We start from the raw sequence: 15,577 nt of genomic DNA on the forward strand, positions 1-15,577 counted from the left end.
CTAGCCGATTTCTCGGCCGGGGTAAGGCATCATAGCGCGCCTTCCACGCCTTTCGTCGCGGCTTAGGCTTAAGGTTTTCCGTTTTTGCAAGCTTGCGCATCGAAAAATCTGGCGTGAAACTTGCTTCTGGCCGCGGTCCATGCAGGATGCTGCCCGCAACAAGACCAATAATCAGGATCGTGCGCGTTCATGGCGTTGTCGCAAAGGCTTGAGTTCCGCCAGACCCAGTCGCTGGTGATGACGCCGCAGCTGATGCAGGCGATCAAGCTTCTGCAACTATCCAACCTCGATCTCACCGCCTATGTCGAGGCGGAGCTGGAGCGCAATCCGATCCTGGACCGCGCCGATGGCGAGACCTCGCGTGAACCGGAGACACTTGCGCCAGCGCCCAGCGATCCTGCTGCGGGGGATTGGCTCAAGGACGACATGGCCCCCTCGCGCGAGGCGATGGAAGCGGGGCTCGGCACCGATCTCGACAACGTCTTTCCCGACGAGCGGCCCGCCGAAAGGCAGGAGGCGCCGGCGGCCATCGAGCAGTTGGCCGGCAGCGATCCTTATGTCTCGTCCTGGTCGAATGTCGGCGCGGGCGGGCATGGCGGCGATGAGGACGTCAATTACGAGGGCATGGCTGCGGCTGATCTTTCGCTGGCCGATCATCTGGAGACGCAGCTCAACCTGGCGACCCGCGATCCCGGGCGCCGGCTGATCGGCCATTTCATCATCGATATGATCGACGAGACCGGCTATCTCGTCGGCGATCTCGCGGAACTCGCCGAACGCCTGGGGGCGCCGCTGCAGGAGGTGGAGGCCGTGCTCGCCATCGTGCAGGGCTTCGAACCGAGCGGCATCGGCGCCCGTTCGCTGAAGGAGTGCCTCGCGCTCCAGCTCAAGGAGCGCAACCGGCTCGACCCGGCGATGGCGACGCTGCTCGACAATCTGGAACTGGTGGCCAAGCGCAACATCCCGGCCCTGCGGCGCCTGTGCGGAGTCGACGATGAGGATGTGGCGGAGATGATCGCCGAATTGCGCGGCCTCACGCCCAAGCCGGGCCTGGCCTTCGGCTCCACGCCGGTTCAGCCGGTGGTGCCCGACGTCCTCCTGCGCGCCGCGCCGGACGGGACCTGGATGGTGGAGCTCAACCCCGACACCTTGCCGCGCGTGCTGGTCAATCAGAACTACTATGCCCGGGTGGCGCGCACGGCCCGCAGTGAGGCGGACAAGACCTTCCTGACCGAGGCACTGCAGACGGCGAACTGGCTGACGCGCAGCCTGGAACAGCGGGCGCGCACCATCCTCAAGGTCGCCACCGAGATCGTGCGCCAGCAGGACGCCTTCTTTGCCCTCGGCGTGCAATATCTACGTCCGCTCAATCTCAAGACCGTGGCCGATGCCATCGGCATGCATGAATCCACGGTGTCGCGTGTTACCGCCAACAAGTTCATCGCCTCGGCCCGCGGGCTGTTCGAGCTCAAATATTTCTTCACCGCCTCGATCTCGAACGCGGAAGGGGGCGAGGCGCATTCGGCCGAGGCCGTGCGCCACCGCATCCGCCAGATGATCGACGCCGAGGCGCCCGATGCCATCCTGTCCGACGACACCATCGTCGCGCTGCTGCGCAAGGATGGCATCGACATCGCCCGGCGTACCGTGGCCAAATACCGCGAATCCATGCGGATCGCCTCCTCGGTGGAAAGGCGGCGGGAGAAGGCGGGACGATGACGAGCGGTTTGCCGGTCCTGCCCATTGATGGCCGCCAGTCCGCGATGGCCCTGACGATCCAGCGCGGTGCCAGCCGGCTGCTGCGCCAATACGGACTGACGCCGGTGCCGGAGGTGACGCTGCCCAATGGCCGCCGTGCCGATCTCCTCGCGGTCGGGCGCAAGGGCGAGATCTGGATCGTGGAAATCAAGTCCTCGGTGACGGATTTCCAGGTCGATCAGAAATGGCCGGAGTATCTCGCCTATTGCGACCGGCTGTTCTTCGCCGTCGGCCCGGATTTTCCGCTGGCCCTGCTTCCCGAGGCAGCCGGCCACATCGTGGCCGACGCCTATGGCGGCACGCTGCTGACCGAGGCCCCCGAGCAGCGCCTTGCCGCGCCGACGCGCAAGGTCCTCACCCTGCTGCTCGCCCGCCTCGCAGCGGGACGGCTGCACCAGGCCATGGATCCCGAAGGCGCCTTCGGCTTTGGCGAGTGATGCCCCGAAGGCGTTATTGCCCGGCGAATGAGGTGACGAGCGAGACCAGTTCCGCATCCTGGTCGTTGAAGCCGTGATGCGCGCGGGACCGGCAGGGATTGCCGGTTTGCAGGCCGCCCTCCAGCCATTTCACCGTGACCCGCTCCCCGGCCCAGGCCTGGAAGGGCGCGACGCCGGCCGGCCTGGTGAAGCGGCAGTCATCCTGGCGATGATGCACGACGAGCGTGGGCGGCAGCAGCCTGGGGGAACCGAGCATCGCCATGACGCTCCGGGACGGCCCTGAGTCCTGGCTGAGGAAAGCGGAGGTCAGCACCAGCCGGTCGGGCCTGGCGCCCTTCAGGAGGCCCTCGGCCGCTCGCGGCGTGCCGGCGGAGGTGGCCACGAGCGTGACGGGCCGCTTCAGGCCCGCCATGGTATCGACTGCGGTGGCGAGGCTGGTGCCCTTGTCGACCAGCAGGACGTTATAGCCCTTGGCGGCAAAAGCATCGCGGTTGCGGATGAGGACATTGTCGGCGCCGCTGCGAAACCGGCCGTTGGGGCCGACATCGAGCCTGCCGTCACCGCCGGTGAGCAGGATGAGGCTGCCTTTGGCATGGGGATGCCGGATCAGGATGTTATCGATGCCGGCGACGGTTACGGTCTCGCCACCGCTGGCGATCGCAGCTGTCTGGGCGAGGGCTGGCCCGCTTAGGGGGAAAAGGCCGAGGAAACAGAGCGCGAAGGCCCCTCGTCTGCAAGGCGATGTGTTCCAGCTCATGATTCGAACGGTTCCTGTTTCCTCCCTCGATAGGAGGCAAGGGTTGCGGCTGGATTACGGGCAGGGCCTAGCGGCAGTGGACGGCATCAAATTTACATCCTTGTCTTGCTCCCCTGCGGCCGGTCATGATCTATGAAGCGAAAGGGCATATGGCCCGGGAGGAGCAGTTCCATGGATATGAGCGGTTCGCAGCGCATCGAGGCTTCGCGCGAGAAGGTCTGGGAAGGCCTGAACAATCCCGAAATCCTCAAGCAATGCATTCCGGGCTGCGAGTCGATCGAGCTGGTTTCGCCGACGGAGATGACCGCCAAGGCCGTGCTGAAGATCGGGCCGGTCAAGGCCTCCTTCAACGGCAAGGTCACGCTGTCGGACCTCGATCCGCCCAATGGCTACACGATTTCCGGCGAGGGGCAGGGCGGTGTCGCCGGCTTTGCCAAGGGCGGAGCGACGGTGCGCCTCGAGGCTGATGGCGAGGACGCCACCATCCTCCACTACGACGCCAAGGCCGATGTCGGCGGCAAGATCGCCCAGCTCGGGGCGCGCCTGATCGACGGCACCGCCAAGAAGCTGGCCGGCGACTTCTTCGAGAAGTTCGGGCAGGCGATCTCGCCCAGGCCGGAAGGCGAGGAGGCTCCGGCCGAGCCGGAAAAGAAGGGCTGGTTCGGCCGCAAGAAGTGAGCCGGTCGCCTGTCCTCACGCGGGTATGAAGGGAATGCCGCGCAAGGCCTGGATGAAGACGAAGAGGGTGGCCGCACCATAGGCGAACGCAACTGCGCTGACGATGAAGATGGCTGTGCGGCCGCTCACCCAGCGTTCCGCGGCCAGGCCCAGCACGGGCAGGATCTGCAGGACGTGCAGGCCCAGGAAATGGGCCACCCTGAGGTCACCGCCCGTGCGTGACCAGCCGAAGATCGGCACGCCCGCTGCATCGCTGCGAATGCCGCCGATCCAGTGGCCATTGCCGGCGGAAAGGACGCTGCCCGAGCCTGCGCCCAGCACGAAAGTAAGCGTCAGACCGAGCAGGACCGACAGCCAGAAGGCGGTCGACCAGGCCTGCGGGCGGTGTCGCAGCAGCAAGACCGCCAAGGCAGGGCTCAGGGCCGTGAGCGTCATCGCGCCGATGCCCATCAATGTGTACATCAGCCGATGGAACGGATCGGCCACGTTGTAATGCGAAGCAAGACCCCTGGCGGCCTGGAGGCTGATGTAGCCGATCTCGAAGGTGCTCGCGGCAAGGCCGAGGGTGACGAGGATCCTGATTGCCCGCCCGCGGCGCGTCTCTTCGGGCAAGGCGCCGATGAACCAGGCCAGCGTCAGGAGATAGAGGCCGACCGAGAGCTGGAACTTCAGCGGCTTCACCCAGACCGAGATGCCATTGAGCGTCCTGCCGTCGATCGCCAGGGCCATGAGGGTCGGGACCATCAGCGCCAGGATGATGAAGCCGCCTTGTGCCAGCAGGCGCTCGCGTCGCAGCAACTCATCCATCACTCGCCAGGCAAACGCATGCGGGCGGCAGGCAAGGCGAAGGCTGGGCGTGTTCGTCGTCATGCGGGTTCTCCTTGACGGCGCGAGAGGCCCCGCAGCCAGACGCTGCGCAGGGCCAGGAACGTCAGGAAGCCGATGGGGCCGAACAGGAAGGTGAGCGCGAGACAGGGCAGGACGGCCAGATGCGGCAATCCGGACCGTCTCGCCTCGCGCACCTCCCAGGCTCCGACCAACAGGTCGAAGGCGAGGTAATGCAGCCAGCCGGCCAGGAGCAGGCCGCGATGGCTGAACAACGCGCCGACATCGCCGAGAGAGCCGAAGCCGCCTGCGGCTTCGCCCCAGAAGCGAAAGAGCAGGGCGGCATAGGCAAGACCGAGCATGATCGGAACGAATCTGGCGGCGATCAGCTGGGCGAGGGCCGGACGCAAGGGAGACAGGGCAAGCGCGATCCAGCCGCAGAGAGCAAGCATCCCGGCACCGGAGAAGATCTGATCGAGCGTGAACGCCTGGTCGAGAGCCATGTCGGTATCCTCAACTTGACAGTGTCAAGATAAGGATGGCAGCTATTTTGACATTGTCAAGATCGTGGCGGATAGTGACGCTCGCGCCGCGCAATGGCGCGGTGGCACCGGTGGTATGGAGCGGGTAGGAAGTGGAGCAACAGGGATCGACGGCGCATAAGGCCGGCTATCATCACGGTGACCTGCGGGCCGCGCTGCTGGCGGCCGCTGAACTCGTCCTGGCCGAACGCGGTGTCGAGGGTTTCACGCTTCGGGAGTGTGCCCGCCGCGCGGGGGTCTCCCACGCCGCGCCCGCGCATCATTTCGGCGACGTAGCCGGCCTCCTGACCGCGGTGGCGGCGCTGGGATTCGAGACGCTCACGCTCTTCATGCGTCGAGCCCGCGCCGGCATCGACGAGCCGGAGGCCCGATTGCGGGCGATCGGGCGCGGCTATGTCACATTCGCTCGCCAATATCCGGAGAGATTCCGGCTCACCTTCAACCGGCATCGCCTCAATATCGCGGACCCGGCCCTGAGGGCTGCCGGGCAGGAGGCTTTCGCCGAGCTCGAGACCGCCATTCGCCTGGTGACCAAGGCCGGCGACGGCCCGCTCGAGCGTGACCAGCTCGACGTCTTGCTGCAGACTTGGTCGGTCGTGCACGGCTATGCCCATCTCCTGCTGGCGGGGCAGCTCGACGGGCCCCTCAAGGGCGGAGGCGAGGCTGCGGCGGATGCCGCCCTGGAAGGCGTGCTGGCCCGCCTCACAGCGCGATAGGCAGTCCGCCTGCGCGATCCCAGGAGAACCTAGATCCTCCTGAAAGTGAAATAGGCGCCCCGCCGACCTTCCCGGAGCGCCTTGGCTTCGTAGCGGGTGGAGCGCCAGCCCTCCCACGGCGTCAGCCAGTCGGCCTGGCGCTCGGCCGTCCATTCGAACTCGGACGAGCGCGCCACGCGCGCCAGGGCATAGGCGGCATAGTCGTCGATGTCGGTGGCAAAGCGCAGCTCTCCGCCCGGCTTGAGAATACGAGCCAGGCGCGTCAGCATCTCCTCGCCCAGGAAGCGGCGCTTGCGGTGGCGCCGCTTGGGCCAGGGGTCGGGATAGAGCAGATAGATGCGTGCGATCGAGCCGGCCGGCAGCCAGTCCACCACCGCCTTGGCGTCGTCGTCCCACAGGCGGATATTGGCGAGCCCGTTCTGCTCGATCTGCGCCAGCATCTTGGCGGTGCCGTTGACATAGGCCTCGCAGCCGATGAAGCCGATTTGCGGATTCTCGCCAGCGCGCTGGGTGAGGTGCTCGCCGCCGCCAAAGCCGATTTCGAGCCAGACCTCGCCGACAGGCTCCGGGAAGAGGCCAGCAAGATCGGCGGGAGGCGGCGCGGTCAGGTCGAGACGCAATTGCGGCAGCGAAGCGGACATCAGGTCGGCATGCCCCGGCCGCAGGGTCTTGCCCTTGCGGCGGCCGAAGAAGGCGCCGTGGCCGCGAGGCGGGGCATCCGTGCCCTCGCCGAATTTGTCCTTGTCGTCTTCAGTCACGGCCCACATCCACCAGAGGAAAGCGCGTTTGGACGCAATCTACTCCAACATTTTGGTCGGAAGCGTCATTGCGATTCCGGATGATGCCGTCAAATCGCAAAATGCTATGAAAAAAGCCTCTCCCGGCGGGCGGGAAAGGCTTTGCGTTGACGGCTCGCGGCAGATCAGGCGCGCACGGCCTTCTTGATCGCGTCGGCGAGATCGGTCTTCTCCCAGGAGAAACCGCCGTCGCGGGCCGACTTGCGGCCGAAATGGCCATAGGCGGAGGTGCGGGCGTAGATCGGCTTGTTGAGGTTGAGATGCTCGCGGATGCCGCGGGGCGTCAGGCTCATCACGTCACGCAGGGCCTTCTCGACCTTCTCCTCGGAGACGTTGCCGGTGCCGTGCAGGTCGACATAGATCGCCAGCGGCTCGGAAACGCCGATGGCGTAGGCGAGCTGGATGGTGCAGCGATCGGCCAGCTTGGCCGCTACCACGTTCTTGGCGAGGTAGCGCGCCGCATAGGCGGCCGAGCGGTCGACCTTGGTCGGGTCCTTGCCGGAGAAGGCGCCGCCACCATGGGGGGCCGCGCCGCCATAGGTGTCGACGATGATCTTGCGGCCGGTCAGGCCGCAATCGCCGTCCGGGCCGCCGACCACGAACTTGCCGGTCGGATTGACGTGCCAGACCGTGTCCTTGGTGACCCAGCCTTCCGGCAGAGTCTTGAGGATATGGGGCTCGACCAGCTTCTTGATGTCGCCGGAGGTGAGCTTCTCGTCGAGATGCTGGGTGGAGAGCACGATCTGCGTCACGCCGACCGGCTTGCCGTTCTCATACTTCACCGTGACCTGGCTCTTGGCGTCGGGGCCGAGCATGCCAAGTTCGCCCGATTTGCGGGCCTTGGTGATGTCCTCGAGGATCTTGTGGGCGTAATAGATCGGAGCCGGCATCAGCTCCGGCGTCTCGCGGCAGGCATAGCCGAACATGATGCCCTGGTCGCCTGCGCCTTCGTCCTTGTTGCCGGAAATATCGACGCCCTGGGCGATGTCGGGGGACTGGCCGTGCAGCAGGACCTCGATCTTGGCCTTCTTCCAGTGGAAGCCGTCCTGCTCATAGCCGATCGCCTTGACGGCGCGGCGGGCGGCACTCTTGATCTTGCCCTTGGTGACGGTCTCGGGACCACGATATTCGCCGGCGATCACCAGGCGGTTGGTGGTGGCGAGGGTTTCGCAGGCGACGCGCACCTGGGAGGGGTCCATTCCGGTCTTGGCGGCCTCGCGATAGAACAGGTCGACGATTTCGTCGGAGATGCGATCGCAGACCTTGTCGGGGTGGCCTTCAGCGACCGACTCGCTGGTAAACAAATAGTCGGAACGGGACACGAATGTTTCTCCACGCCAAAATGGAACTCGGTATTGTCCCGTTTTGGCGAGGGGAAGCTTCGTCGTCAAGCGGCAAATCGTACGTTTTGTTCGTTTAAAGGAACGCGGCGCGATTTTCCATCACACTTCCTGGCTTGGCGGCATCGCCAAGCCCGACAAAGGCACATCGAAGTCACAGGGGCGCTTTATTGGCCCGTTCCGTGGCTCAGGCTGCGTGTTCCTGGCTGAGCGTGGAGACGAGATCGACGACCCGGCGGCGCACCTTCGGATCCTTGATGCGGGCAAAGGCCTTGTTCAGCTGCAGGCCCTCGGTGGTCGACAGGAATTCGATGACGTGCGAGGTATCGCTCTCGTCGGCATGTTCAGCCGTGTGCACGGCGCCGGTTTCGGGCGGCAGGCCCTCGAAGAAGAAGGAAATGGTGACGCCCAGGATCGAGGCGATCTGCTGCAGCCGGCTCGCACCAATGCGATTGGTGCCCTTTTCATATTTCTGTACCTGCTGAAAAGTAAGGCCAAGTGCCTCGCCGAGCTTCTCCTGGCTCATGCCTACCAGGACACGCCGGATACGGACGCGGCTGCCGACGTGCTGATCAATGGGATTGGGTACTTTCTTGATCATAATATTAACTCCAGGTCACTAGCAAATATTTGAAAATACAGCGACGAATTTGAAAATGAATTGCGGCCGCAACGTGGCGGAAGCACGGCATGCCAGAGATACAATTACGGCAGCGCAATCTGAAGTAGTTCAAATGCATCCTGCAACCAACAGGGTGACTATACCTCCTTATGCGGGAAAATCCAGTCAGTCTCGCGCTTTCCGCTTGGCGCGGTTGTAACAAATATGTGTTATCGCAGCTGTCGGCGATGGTTTCGACAACCAAGGCCGGCGCCGATTAAGGCAATCAGAAACAATCCGGCAATAATGCTGGTGCCGGCCGTGGCAAATAGCGGTGGTGGCAAGGTGGTGGGAAGGCGCGAATCGAGCACGCCGCTGGTGCCGAGCGGCAGGCTGGCGACGATGCGCCCCACCGGGTCGATTACGGCCGAAATGCCGTTGTTGCCGGCGCGGACCACGGGCAGGCCTTCCTCGATCGCGCGCGCCCTTACCTCGGTGAAATGCTGGTAGGGCCCCGGGGTGATGCCGAACCAGGCGTCGTTGGTGACGTTGAGCAGCCAGCCCGGACGGTTGGCCGGATCGATCACCTCGCCCGGAAAGATCGCCTCGTAGCAGATCAGGATGCCGGCGGGCGGCGCGTTGGGAATGTCGAGCGTGCGCAGGCCGGGGCCGGTCGAAAAGCCGCCACGCTGCTTGGTCAATTGCTCGAAACCGAGGGATTCGAGCACGGATTGATAGGGCAGATATTCGCCGAAGGGGACGAGGTGCACCTTGTCGTAATTGCCGATAATGGTGCCGGTGGCGTCGATGACGTGCAGCGAATTGAAGAAGCGCCAGCTGCCGTCGTCGAGATTTTCCTCTGCCCGGCCGGCACCCGTCAGCAGCACGGCCTTGGGCGCCACCAGGTCGCCGAGCACCTTGAGGGCCTCGGGATCCTGCGCCACCAGGAAGGGAAAGGCCGATTCCGGCCAGATCAGATGGGTTGTTTTGGCAAGGCCGTCGCTGCCGTCGGCGGCCGGCTGGCGCGACAGCGCGAGATAGCGCGTCAGCACTTCGTTGCGCAGGGCCGGATTGAACTTGGCATCCTGCGGCAGGTCGGGCTGCATGATGCGCAGTTGCACCCCGTCGACGAAGCTGGTGGGATGTTGGCCGAGGCGCCATACGCCGAAGGCCGCCATCGCGACCAGGACAGCGACGGACAGGGCCGGCCAGCGCCAGCCGCCTCGCCGCACCAAGGCGACAGGCGTGGAGAACAGGACGAGTGCGACGAGAGTGAGCCCATAGGCCCCGATCAGGGACAGGCTCTGCGCCAGATGAAGTTCCTCGGCGAGCGCATAGCCGAACAGGTTCCAGGGAAAGCCGGTCAGGATATGGCCGCGCAGCCATTCGACAGCGGCCATGGCGACGGCAAAGGCGAGGATGCGGGCAATTCCCCGTGACCATAGCAACCGCGCCAGCGCAAACCCGGCGGCGTGGAAGAAAGCAAGGCCGGCAGGCAGGAGTACCACTGCGAAGGGCAGCAACCAGGCGAATTGGTCGGCATCGACGAGGAAGGCATTGCCGATCCACCACAGCCCGGCCAGGAAATAGCCGAAGCCGTAGCACCAGCCGAGCCGAGCCGCCGAGCCGATGCTGCGCCAGAAACGGGGGGACGGATTCTCCGGCGCAGGGAAGGCGACGCCGTCCAGCAGCCAGATTGCCACCGGAAAGCTGACGGCCAGAACCGGAAAGGCATTGAACGGGGCCATGGCCAGCGCCGCGAGGGCACCTGCCAGGAAGGCGACGGCCATGCGTCGCCAGCCCCTCAGCCCGGCCAGACGGGACGCAAGTGCAGCGATCACGTGGCGCCGTCGCCGCTGGTTTCGTTCGCCGGGGTCCTCTCGCCATCGGCGGCTGCGGCCGCTTCATCGGCAGGGGACACCGTCTTCTTCTCGCGCTTGCGCCCGTCGCGCGGCCGGGTGATGCCGCTGCCGGCCGTGTGGATGCGGACCCGCTTCACCCGGCGCGGATCGGCATCGAGGATCTCGAATTCGAGCTGGCCCGGTCCCTGCACGATCTCGCCGCGCACCGGTACGCGGCCGGCCAGTGTCACCAGCCAGCCTCCGAGCGTATCGACATCGGCCTCGATCTCGTCCTCATGCATCTCCAGGCCGATGGCGGCTGCGACGTCTTCGAGATCGGCGCGGGCATCGGCAGTGAAGATGCCTTCGCCGGAGGCGACGATCATGTCGCCGTCATCTTCGTCATGCTCGTCCTCGATGTCGCCGAGCACGATTTCGACGATGTCCTCCATCGAGACCAGACCGTCCGTGCCGCCATATTCGTCGATCACCAAAGCGAGCTGGGTGCGGGTGGCCTGCATCTTGGCGAGCAGGTCGATCGGCGGCATCGAAGGGGGGACGAACAGCACGTTTCGGGTCAGGGACTTCACCGAACTGAGCGGCGTCGACAGGGTGATGTTGCCCAGGGCGAGGGCCGCTTCCTTGGGCGAGGGCTTGACGGCCTCGCCGTCCCTGGCGGTTTCGCTCTCGCGGACCTTGCGGCTGCGACGGGCGGCAATGGCGGCCCGCGACGCCAGCCAGGCCACGAAATCGCGGATGTGCACCATGCCGCGCGGATCGTCCAGCGTTTCGTTGTAGACGGGCAGGCGCGAATGGCCCGCTGTCTGGAACACCTTGAGCAGGTCACCCAGGGAAATGTCGAGCGGCACGGCCACGATATCCGCCCGGGGCACCATGACGTCATCGACGCGCTTGCCGCGCAGGCCGAGGATGTTCTTGAGCATGGCCCGCTCCTCCGGAGAGAAGCTGGAATCCTCGCCGGCGCGCGTATTCTCGAGCGCGTCGGCCAGGTCCTCGCGGATGGAGGGGGCCGATTTCAGCCCGAGCGCGGACTTGATCCGCCCGAACAGGCCCTCATGCTGGGTGTCCTGGGTGGTGCCGGCTTGGCTGCTACTTCGATCGTTGCTGTCGGACATGGCTCTGGATGTTAGCTCGCTTCGCGCAACAAGGGCGCGTCGGCATAGGGATTGGCGATGCCGAGCTCGGCGAGAATGCGCACTTCCAGCGCTTCCATCACCTCGGCTTCGGCATCGTTCAAATGGTCATGGCCGAACAGATGCAGGAGGCCATGCACGGTGAGGTGGCTGAGATGGTCGGCAAAGCTCACGGAAGTTTCCTCGGCTTCCCGCGCGATCGTCTCATGGGCAAAGATGATGTCGCCCAGCATCGGCGCCGTCGCGATGGCTTCTCCCACCGCCTGCGGGAAGGACAAAACATTGGTGGGCTTGTCCTTGCCACGCCATTCGGCGTTGATTTCGCGGATGGAGGCATCGTCGGTCAGGACGATCGAAAGTTCGGCTCCCGGTGCATGGGCAAGCGCCGCGACATCGATGGCCCTGGCCACGGCGCGCGTGATCAGGGCCTCGATGGCATCGAGGTCCTGCCAGAGCTCGCTCTCCTGAGCGATCTCGATGGTAATGGCATCGGTCATGACTTGGTGTCGCCCGAGGGCTTGCTGGAATCCTTGGCTTCATAGGCCCGCACGATCTTGGCAACCAGTTCATGGCGCACGACATCGGCGGCGTTGAATCGGCAGATGGCGATTTCCGGGATGTCTTTCAACAGGTCGATCGCCTCGATCAGGCCCGATTTCTGGCCGGGCGGCAGGTCGATCTGGGTCGGATCGCCGGTGATGATCATGCGCGAGCCTTCGCCCAGGCGCGTCAGGAACATCTTCATCTGCATCGAGGTGCAGTTCTGGGCCTCGTCCAGCAGCACGACCGAATTGGCGAGCGTGCGTCCACGCATGAACGCCAGCGGCGCCACCTCGATCATGCCCGAGGTCAGGCCGCGCTCGACGCGTTCCGGCGGCATCATGTCGTAGAGCGCGTCATAGAGCGGGCGCAGATAGGGGTCGACCTTCTCGCGCATGTCGCCGGGCAGGAAGCCGAGCCTCTCGCCCGCCTCGACGGCAGGGCGGGACAGGATCAGCCGGTCGGCCTCGCCCTTCTCGATCAGCGCCGCGGCGTGGGCGACCGCCAGATAGGTCTTGCCGGTACCTGCCGGGCCGGTGGCAAAGACGAGCTCATGCTTCTGCAGCGCCCTGATATAGGCGTCCTGCGCCGGGGTACGGGCGGCAATCGTCTTCTTGCGGGTGCCGACGGAGGCTGCACCGCCGGTCGTCGCTACTTTCGGCTTGCCTTCCGGCGTGAACAGCACGCCTTGCGAGGCGGCCATGCGCAACGCGCCGTCGACATCGCCCAGCGCCACCTGCTGGCCGGAGCGCAGGCGCTGATACAGGCTCTCCAGCACGCGCTTGGCCTGTTCCACGCTGTCCTTGGCGCCGCGCAGGGCAACGTGGTTGCCGCGGGCCGTCGCCTCGATGCCGAGCTTGCGCTCGATGAAGGCGAGGTTCTGGTCGTGCTGGCCGAAGAGCAGCGTGGCCAGGCGATTATCCTCGAAGGCCGTGACGATTTCCGCGGGAGCTTCTGTCGTCGGCAGGGGTGGGGTTTGCGTTGTCATGCGTGTCCGTCGTTCCTCGTCCACTTTCAAGCAACGGCCTCCCGGAAATCGGCGCCGGCCAGCACGCCATGCAGCGACCAGGCACCCGTGGCCGTGATCTCGACGGGAGCCACCGTACCGATCAGGCTGTCGTCCGCCTCGATCTGCACGGCCTGGAGATAGGGAGTGCGGCCGGCGATCTGGCCCGGGCGCTTGCCCTTGCGATCGAACAGCACATCCATGGTGCGCCCGATGCTGGCCTGATTGAAGGCCTTCTGCTGGCTTTCGGTCAGGGCCTGCAGCCGTGCCAGGCGCGCGGCCTTCACCGCTTCGTCGACCTGATCCGCCATGCCGGCCCCCGGCGTGCCCGGACGCGGGGAATATTTGAACGAATAGGCCGACACATAAGTGACCTCTTCGATCAGCCGCAGGGTCGCCTCGAAATCGGCGTCGGTCTCGCCGGGGAAGCCGACGATGAAGTCGGAAGAAAATGCCATGTCGGGCCGGGCCTGCCGAATCTTCTCGATGAGCTTGAGATAATCGACTGCTGTATGCTTGCGATTCATGACATCCAGAATGCGATCGGAGCCCGACTGCACCGGAAGATGCAGGAAGGGCATCAGGGCCGGCAGATCGCGATGGGCCTCGATCAGGCTGTCATCCATGTCGCGGGGATGGGAGGTGGTGTAGCGCAGGCGCACCACCGGCTCGATGCGGGCGAGGCGATGCACGAGCTGGCCCAGCGTCCAGGCGTGACCGTCCGGGCCTTCGCCATGATAGGCGTTGACGTTCTGGCCGAGCAGGCTGATCTCGCGCACGCCGGCATCGGCCAGGCGCTCGACCTCGGCCACGATAGCGGCAACCGGCCGCGACGTCTCGGCGCCGCGCGTATAGGGCACCACGCAGAAGGTGCAGAACTTGTCGCAGCCTTCCTGCACGGTGACGAAGGCGGAGGGGCCGCGGGCCAGGGTTTTCTCCCGCCGCGGCGCCGGCAGGATGGCGAACTTGTCCTCGACCGGAAAGTCGGTATCAACCGGCTTGGCCGTGCCATCCGCTTTGGCGAGCAGCTCCGGCAGGCGATGATAGGCCTGCGGGCCCACCACGAGATCGACGGCGGGGGCACGCCTGAGGATCTCCTGGCCTTCGGCCTGGGCGACGCAGCCGGCGACGGCGATCTTCATGTCACCGCCTTGGCGGCGGCGCTCGTCGCGCGCCACGCGCAGGCGGCCAATCTCCGAATAGACCTTCTCGGCCGCCTTTTCCCGAATATGGCAGGTGTTGAGGATGACGAGGTCAGCCTCGTCGGGATTGGCCGTTTCCACATAGCCCGTCGGCGCCAGCGTGTCGGCCATGCGCTGGCTGTCATAGACGTTCATCTGACAGCCATAGGACTTGATGAAGACGGTTTTGGCGCGAGTATCCCCGGAGCCGGCATCACCGTGCGGGTTATGCGGGCGTTCGATCTCGGTCTCGTCAGGAATCATGGGTCTCGCTATTGCCACCTTTCAAGGTGCTAGGGATAGCGGTTTTCCGATCCGATGAGAAGGGTTGAGTTGCCGCGCCCGGGTCCTTCCTGTTGCGAAAGGCTGCGCGAGGGGTGGGGTGAAGCGGCGGGCCTTGCCGACCTTGCCGGTTCCCGGCACTGTGCGCCATCCCATCAAGGCGATTCAAGCTCATGCCCTCTGTCGACCCCGCCGTATTTGCTTCCGATGCCGTGGCCGAGACCACGGCGGCGCTCAATGCCGACATCATCGCCAAGATGAGCGCTTTGCCGGATCTGTGGTCCTTCCCGCCCGAACTGATCCGCGAGACCCGGCGCCAGGGCAAAGGGATCTTTCCGCTGCAGGGCAAGAGTTCCCGGGCCGAAGTGCTGGAGATCGACGGCAAGCAGGGAAGGGTGCCGATCCGCATCATCGCACCGGAAGCACCGACCGGGGTTTACATGCACATCCATGGCGGCGGCTGGATGTTCAACCAGTCCGACTTCCAGGACGAAAGTCTGGAGAAGATTGTCGCGGCCACCGGCATGGCCTGCATTTCGGTGGAATATCGCCTGGCGCCGGAACATCCCTTTCCCGCCGGACCGGACGATTGCGAGGCCGCGGCGCTGTGGTTGGCGTCGGAAGGCAGCAAACGTTTCCGCACCAAGCGCTTCTTCATCGGCGGCGAGAGCGCCGGCGCCCATCTCTCCGCGCTGACGCTGCAGCGCCTGCGCGACCGGCACGGCCTCACGCCCTTCGCGGGGGCCAATCTCATCGCCGGCTGCTACGATCTCGGCATGACCCCGAGTGCGCGCAGCTTCGATCGCGGCAAGCTGATCCTGACGCCGCGCGACATCGCGCTGTTCGTGCGGGCCTGCGTGCCCGATGGCGTCGATCTGCGCTCGCCCGATGTTTCCCCGCTCTATGGCGATCTCAACGGCATGCCGCCGGCCCTGTTCTCCGTCGGAACCTATGACGCCCTGCTTGACGATAGCATGTTCATGGCGGGACGCTGGGAGGCGGCTGGCAATGCCACGACGCTCAGGCTGTGGCCGGGCGGCTGCCATGTCTTCCAGGGCTTCGACTTTCCGATGGCGCAGGAGGCCTTCGCCGAGGAGATCGCCTTCTTCAACGGGCATTGAA

16 protein-coding genes are annotated in these 15,577 nt (G+C 65.3%); 5 read left to right on the forward strand and 11 right to left on the reverse strand.

The features are described 5' to 3' along the window. Positions 1–189: 189 nt before the first annotated feature. Positions 190–1,719: an RNA polymerase factor sigma-54 gene (gene rpoN / locus ACIGJE_RS08935; RefSeq protein ID WP_311942935.1), complete on the forward strand. Its 1,530-nt coding sequence runs from the start codon at positions 190–192 to the stop codon at positions 1,717–1,719. Next, on the forward strand, positions 1,716–2,195 hold the full coding sequence (locus tag ACIGJE_RS08940) for an MmcB family DNA repair protein (protein WP_311942932.1): 480 nt from the start codon (positions 1,716–1,718) through the stop codon (positions 2,193–2,195). Before rpoN ends, ACIGJE_RS08940 begins: the two co-directional genes overlap by 4 nt. Before the next feature lie 13 nt (positions 2,196–2,208). On the opposite strand, the gene ACIGJE_RS08945 is transcribed toward ACIGJE_RS08940, so the two are convergent. Then, positions 2,209–2,952, reverse strand: coding sequence for an alpha/beta hydrolase (locus ACIGJE_RS08945; protein WP_483679844.1), 744 nt, complete (start codon positions 2,950–2,952; stop codon positions 2,209–2,211). 171 nt (positions 2,953–3,123) lie between these two features. Between ACIGJE_RS08945 and ACIGJE_RS08950 the strand changes: the two genes are divergently transcribed. Next, positions 3,124–3,630, forward strand: a complete 507-nt coding sequence (locus ACIGJE_RS08950) for an SRPBCC family protein (protein ID WP_149253855.1) — start codon at positions 3,124–3,126, stop codon at positions 3,628–3,630. A 15-nt stretch (positions 3,631–3,645) separates the two neighbouring features. On the opposite strand, the gene ACIGJE_RS08955 is transcribed toward ACIGJE_RS08950, so the two are convergent. Together ACIGJE_RS08955 and ACIGJE_RS08960 are read right to left on the reverse strand one after the other, a co-directional pair. Next, positions 3,646–4,500 (reverse strand): hypothetical protein, encoded by an 855-nt coding sequence (locus ACIGJE_RS08955; protein WP_311942925.1) that lies wholly within the window; start codon positions 4,498–4,500, stop codon positions 3,646–3,648. Then, positions 4,497–4,958, reverse strand: coding sequence for an ABA4-like family protein (locus ACIGJE_RS08960; RefSeq protein ID WP_311942922.1), 462 nt, complete (start codon positions 4,956–4,958; stop codon positions 4,497–4,499). The genes ACIGJE_RS08955 and ACIGJE_RS08960 overlap by 4 nt, the downstream gene beginning before the upstream one ends. A gap of 131 nt (positions 4,959–5,089) precedes the next feature. Between ACIGJE_RS08960 and ACIGJE_RS08965 the strand changes: the two genes are divergently transcribed. After that, a complete protein-coding gene (locus ACIGJE_RS08965; RefSeq protein WP_367625214.1) occupies positions 5,090–5,713 on the forward strand; it encodes a TetR/AcrR family transcriptional regulator in 624 nt (207 codons plus the stop codon). A gap of 29 nt (positions 5,714–5,742) precedes the next feature. Here ACIGJE_RS08965 and trmB read toward each other — a convergent pair whose 3' ends face one another. The 8 genes from trmB to miaB form a co-directional block, all read right to left on the reverse strand. Then, positions 5,743–6,480, reverse strand: coding sequence for a tRNA (guanosine(46)-N7)-methyltransferase TrmB (gene trmB, locus ACIGJE_RS08970; RefSeq protein WP_311942916.1), 738 nt, complete (start codon positions 6,478–6,480; stop codon positions 5,743–5,745). Positions 6,481–6,635: 155 nt separating this feature from the next. Further along, complete coding sequence (gene metK / locus ACIGJE_RS08975) at positions 6,636–7,832, reverse strand: methionine adenosyltransferase (protein WP_068288087.1); 1,197 nt, start codon at positions 7,830–7,832, stop codon at positions 6,636–6,638. A gap of 205 nt (positions 7,833–8,037) precedes the next feature. After that, on the reverse strand, positions 8,038–8,451 hold the full coding sequence (locus ACIGJE_RS08980) for a helix-turn-helix domain-containing protein (protein WP_068288091.1): 414 nt from the start codon (positions 8,449–8,451) through the stop codon (positions 8,038–8,040). Positions 8,452–8,681: 230 nt separating this feature from the next. Next, positions 8,682–10,241, reverse strand: a complete 1,560-nt coding sequence (gene lnt, locus ACIGJE_RS08985; protein ID WP_483680228.1) for an apolipoprotein N-acyltransferase — start codon at positions 10,239–10,241, stop codon at positions 8,682–8,684. 47 nt (positions 10,242–10,288) lie between these two features. Beyond that, the gene (locus ACIGJE_RS08990) at positions 10,289–11,428 is read right to left on the reverse strand and encodes a transporter associated domain-containing protein (RefSeq protein WP_415080335.1); all 1,140 of its coding nucleotides are present in this window, start codon (positions 11,426–11,428) and stop codon (positions 10,289–10,291) included. An 11-nt stretch (positions 11,429–11,439) separates the two neighbouring features. Next, complete coding sequence (ybeY, locus tag ACIGJE_RS08995; RefSeq protein ID WP_367625212.1) at positions 11,440–11,943, reverse strand: rRNA maturation RNase YbeY; 504 nt, start codon at positions 11,941–11,943, stop codon at positions 11,440–11,442. Then, complete coding sequence (locus ACIGJE_RS09000) at positions 11,940–12,974, reverse strand: PhoH family protein (protein WP_311942903.1); 1,035 nt, start codon at positions 12,972–12,974, stop codon at positions 11,940–11,942. The genes ybeY and ACIGJE_RS09000 overlap by 4 nt, the downstream gene beginning before the upstream one ends. Before the next feature lie 26 nt (positions 12,975–13,000). Continuing rightward, entirely contained in the window at positions 13,001–14,437 is a 1,437-nt protein-coding gene (gene miaB / locus ACIGJE_RS09005) for a tRNA (N6-isopentenyl adenosine(37)-C2)-methylthiotransferase MiaB (RefSeq protein ID WP_483679848.1), read from the reverse strand. A 191-nt stretch (positions 14,438–14,628) separates the two neighbouring features. Between miaB and ACIGJE_RS09010 the strand changes: the two genes are divergently transcribed. Then, the gene (locus ACIGJE_RS09010) at positions 14,629–15,576 is read left to right on the forward strand and encodes an alpha/beta hydrolase (RefSeq protein WP_311942897.1); all 948 of its coding nucleotides are present in this window, start codon (positions 14,629–14,631) and stop codon (positions 15,574–15,576) included. The last annotated feature ends 1 nt before the right edge of the window (position 15,577 follow it).

Source organism: Labrys sp. E2SS-1L (assembly GCF_057073705.1).

Coding starts and splice junctions, on each gene's coding strand:
- rpoN (WP_311942935.1), top strand. CDS start 190: ATGGCGTTGTCGCAAAGGCTTGAGTTCCGCCAGACCCAGTCGCTGGTG.
- ACIGJE_RS08940 (WP_311942932.1), top strand. CDS start 1,716: ATGACGAGCGGTTTGCCGGTCCTGCCCATTGATGGCCGCCAGTCCGCG.
- ACIGJE_RS08945 (WP_483679844.1), bottom strand. CDS start 2,952: ATGAGCTGGAACACATCGCCTTGCAGACGAGGGGCCTTCGCGCTCTGT.
- ACIGJE_RS08950 (WP_149253855.1), top strand. CDS start 3,124: ATGGATATGAGCGGTTCGCAGCGCATCGAGGCTTCGCGCGAGAAGGTC.
- ACIGJE_RS08955 (WP_311942925.1), bottom strand. CDS start 4,500: ATGACGACGAACACGCCCAGCCTTCGCCTTGCCTGCCGCCCGCATGCG.
- ACIGJE_RS08960 (WP_311942922.1), bottom strand. CDS start 4,958: ATGGCTCTCGACCAGGCGTTCACGCTCGATCAGATCTTCTCCGGTGCC.
- trmB (WP_311942916.1), bottom strand. CDS start 6,480: ATGTGGGCCGTGACTGAAGACGACAAGGACAAATTCGGCGAGGGCACG.
- ACIGJE_RS08980 (WP_068288091.1), bottom strand. CDS start 8,451: ATGATCAAGAAAGTACCCAATCCCATTGATCAGCACGTCGGCAGCCGC.
- lnt (WP_483680228.1), bottom strand. CDS start 10,241: ATGGCCGTCGCCTTCCTGGCAGGTGCCCTCGCGGCGCTGGCCATGGCC.
- ACIGJE_RS08990 (WP_415080335.1), bottom strand. CDS start 11,428: ATGTCCGACAGCAACGATCGAAGTAGCAGCCAAGCCGGCACCACCCAG.
- ybeY (WP_367625212.1), bottom strand. CDS start 11,943: ATGACCGATGCCATTACCATCGAGATCGCTCAGGAGAGCGAGCTCTGG.
- ACIGJE_RS09000 (WP_311942903.1), bottom strand. CDS start 12,974: ATGACAACGCAAACCCCACCCCTGCCGACGACAGAAGCTCCCGCGGAA.
- miaB (WP_483679848.1), bottom strand. CDS start 14,437: ATGATTCCTGACGAGACCGAGATCGAACGCCCGCATAACCCGCACGGT.
- ACIGJE_RS09010 (WP_311942897.1), top strand. CDS start 14,629: ATGCCCTCTGTCGACCCCGCCGTATTTGCTTCCGATGCCGTGGCCGAG.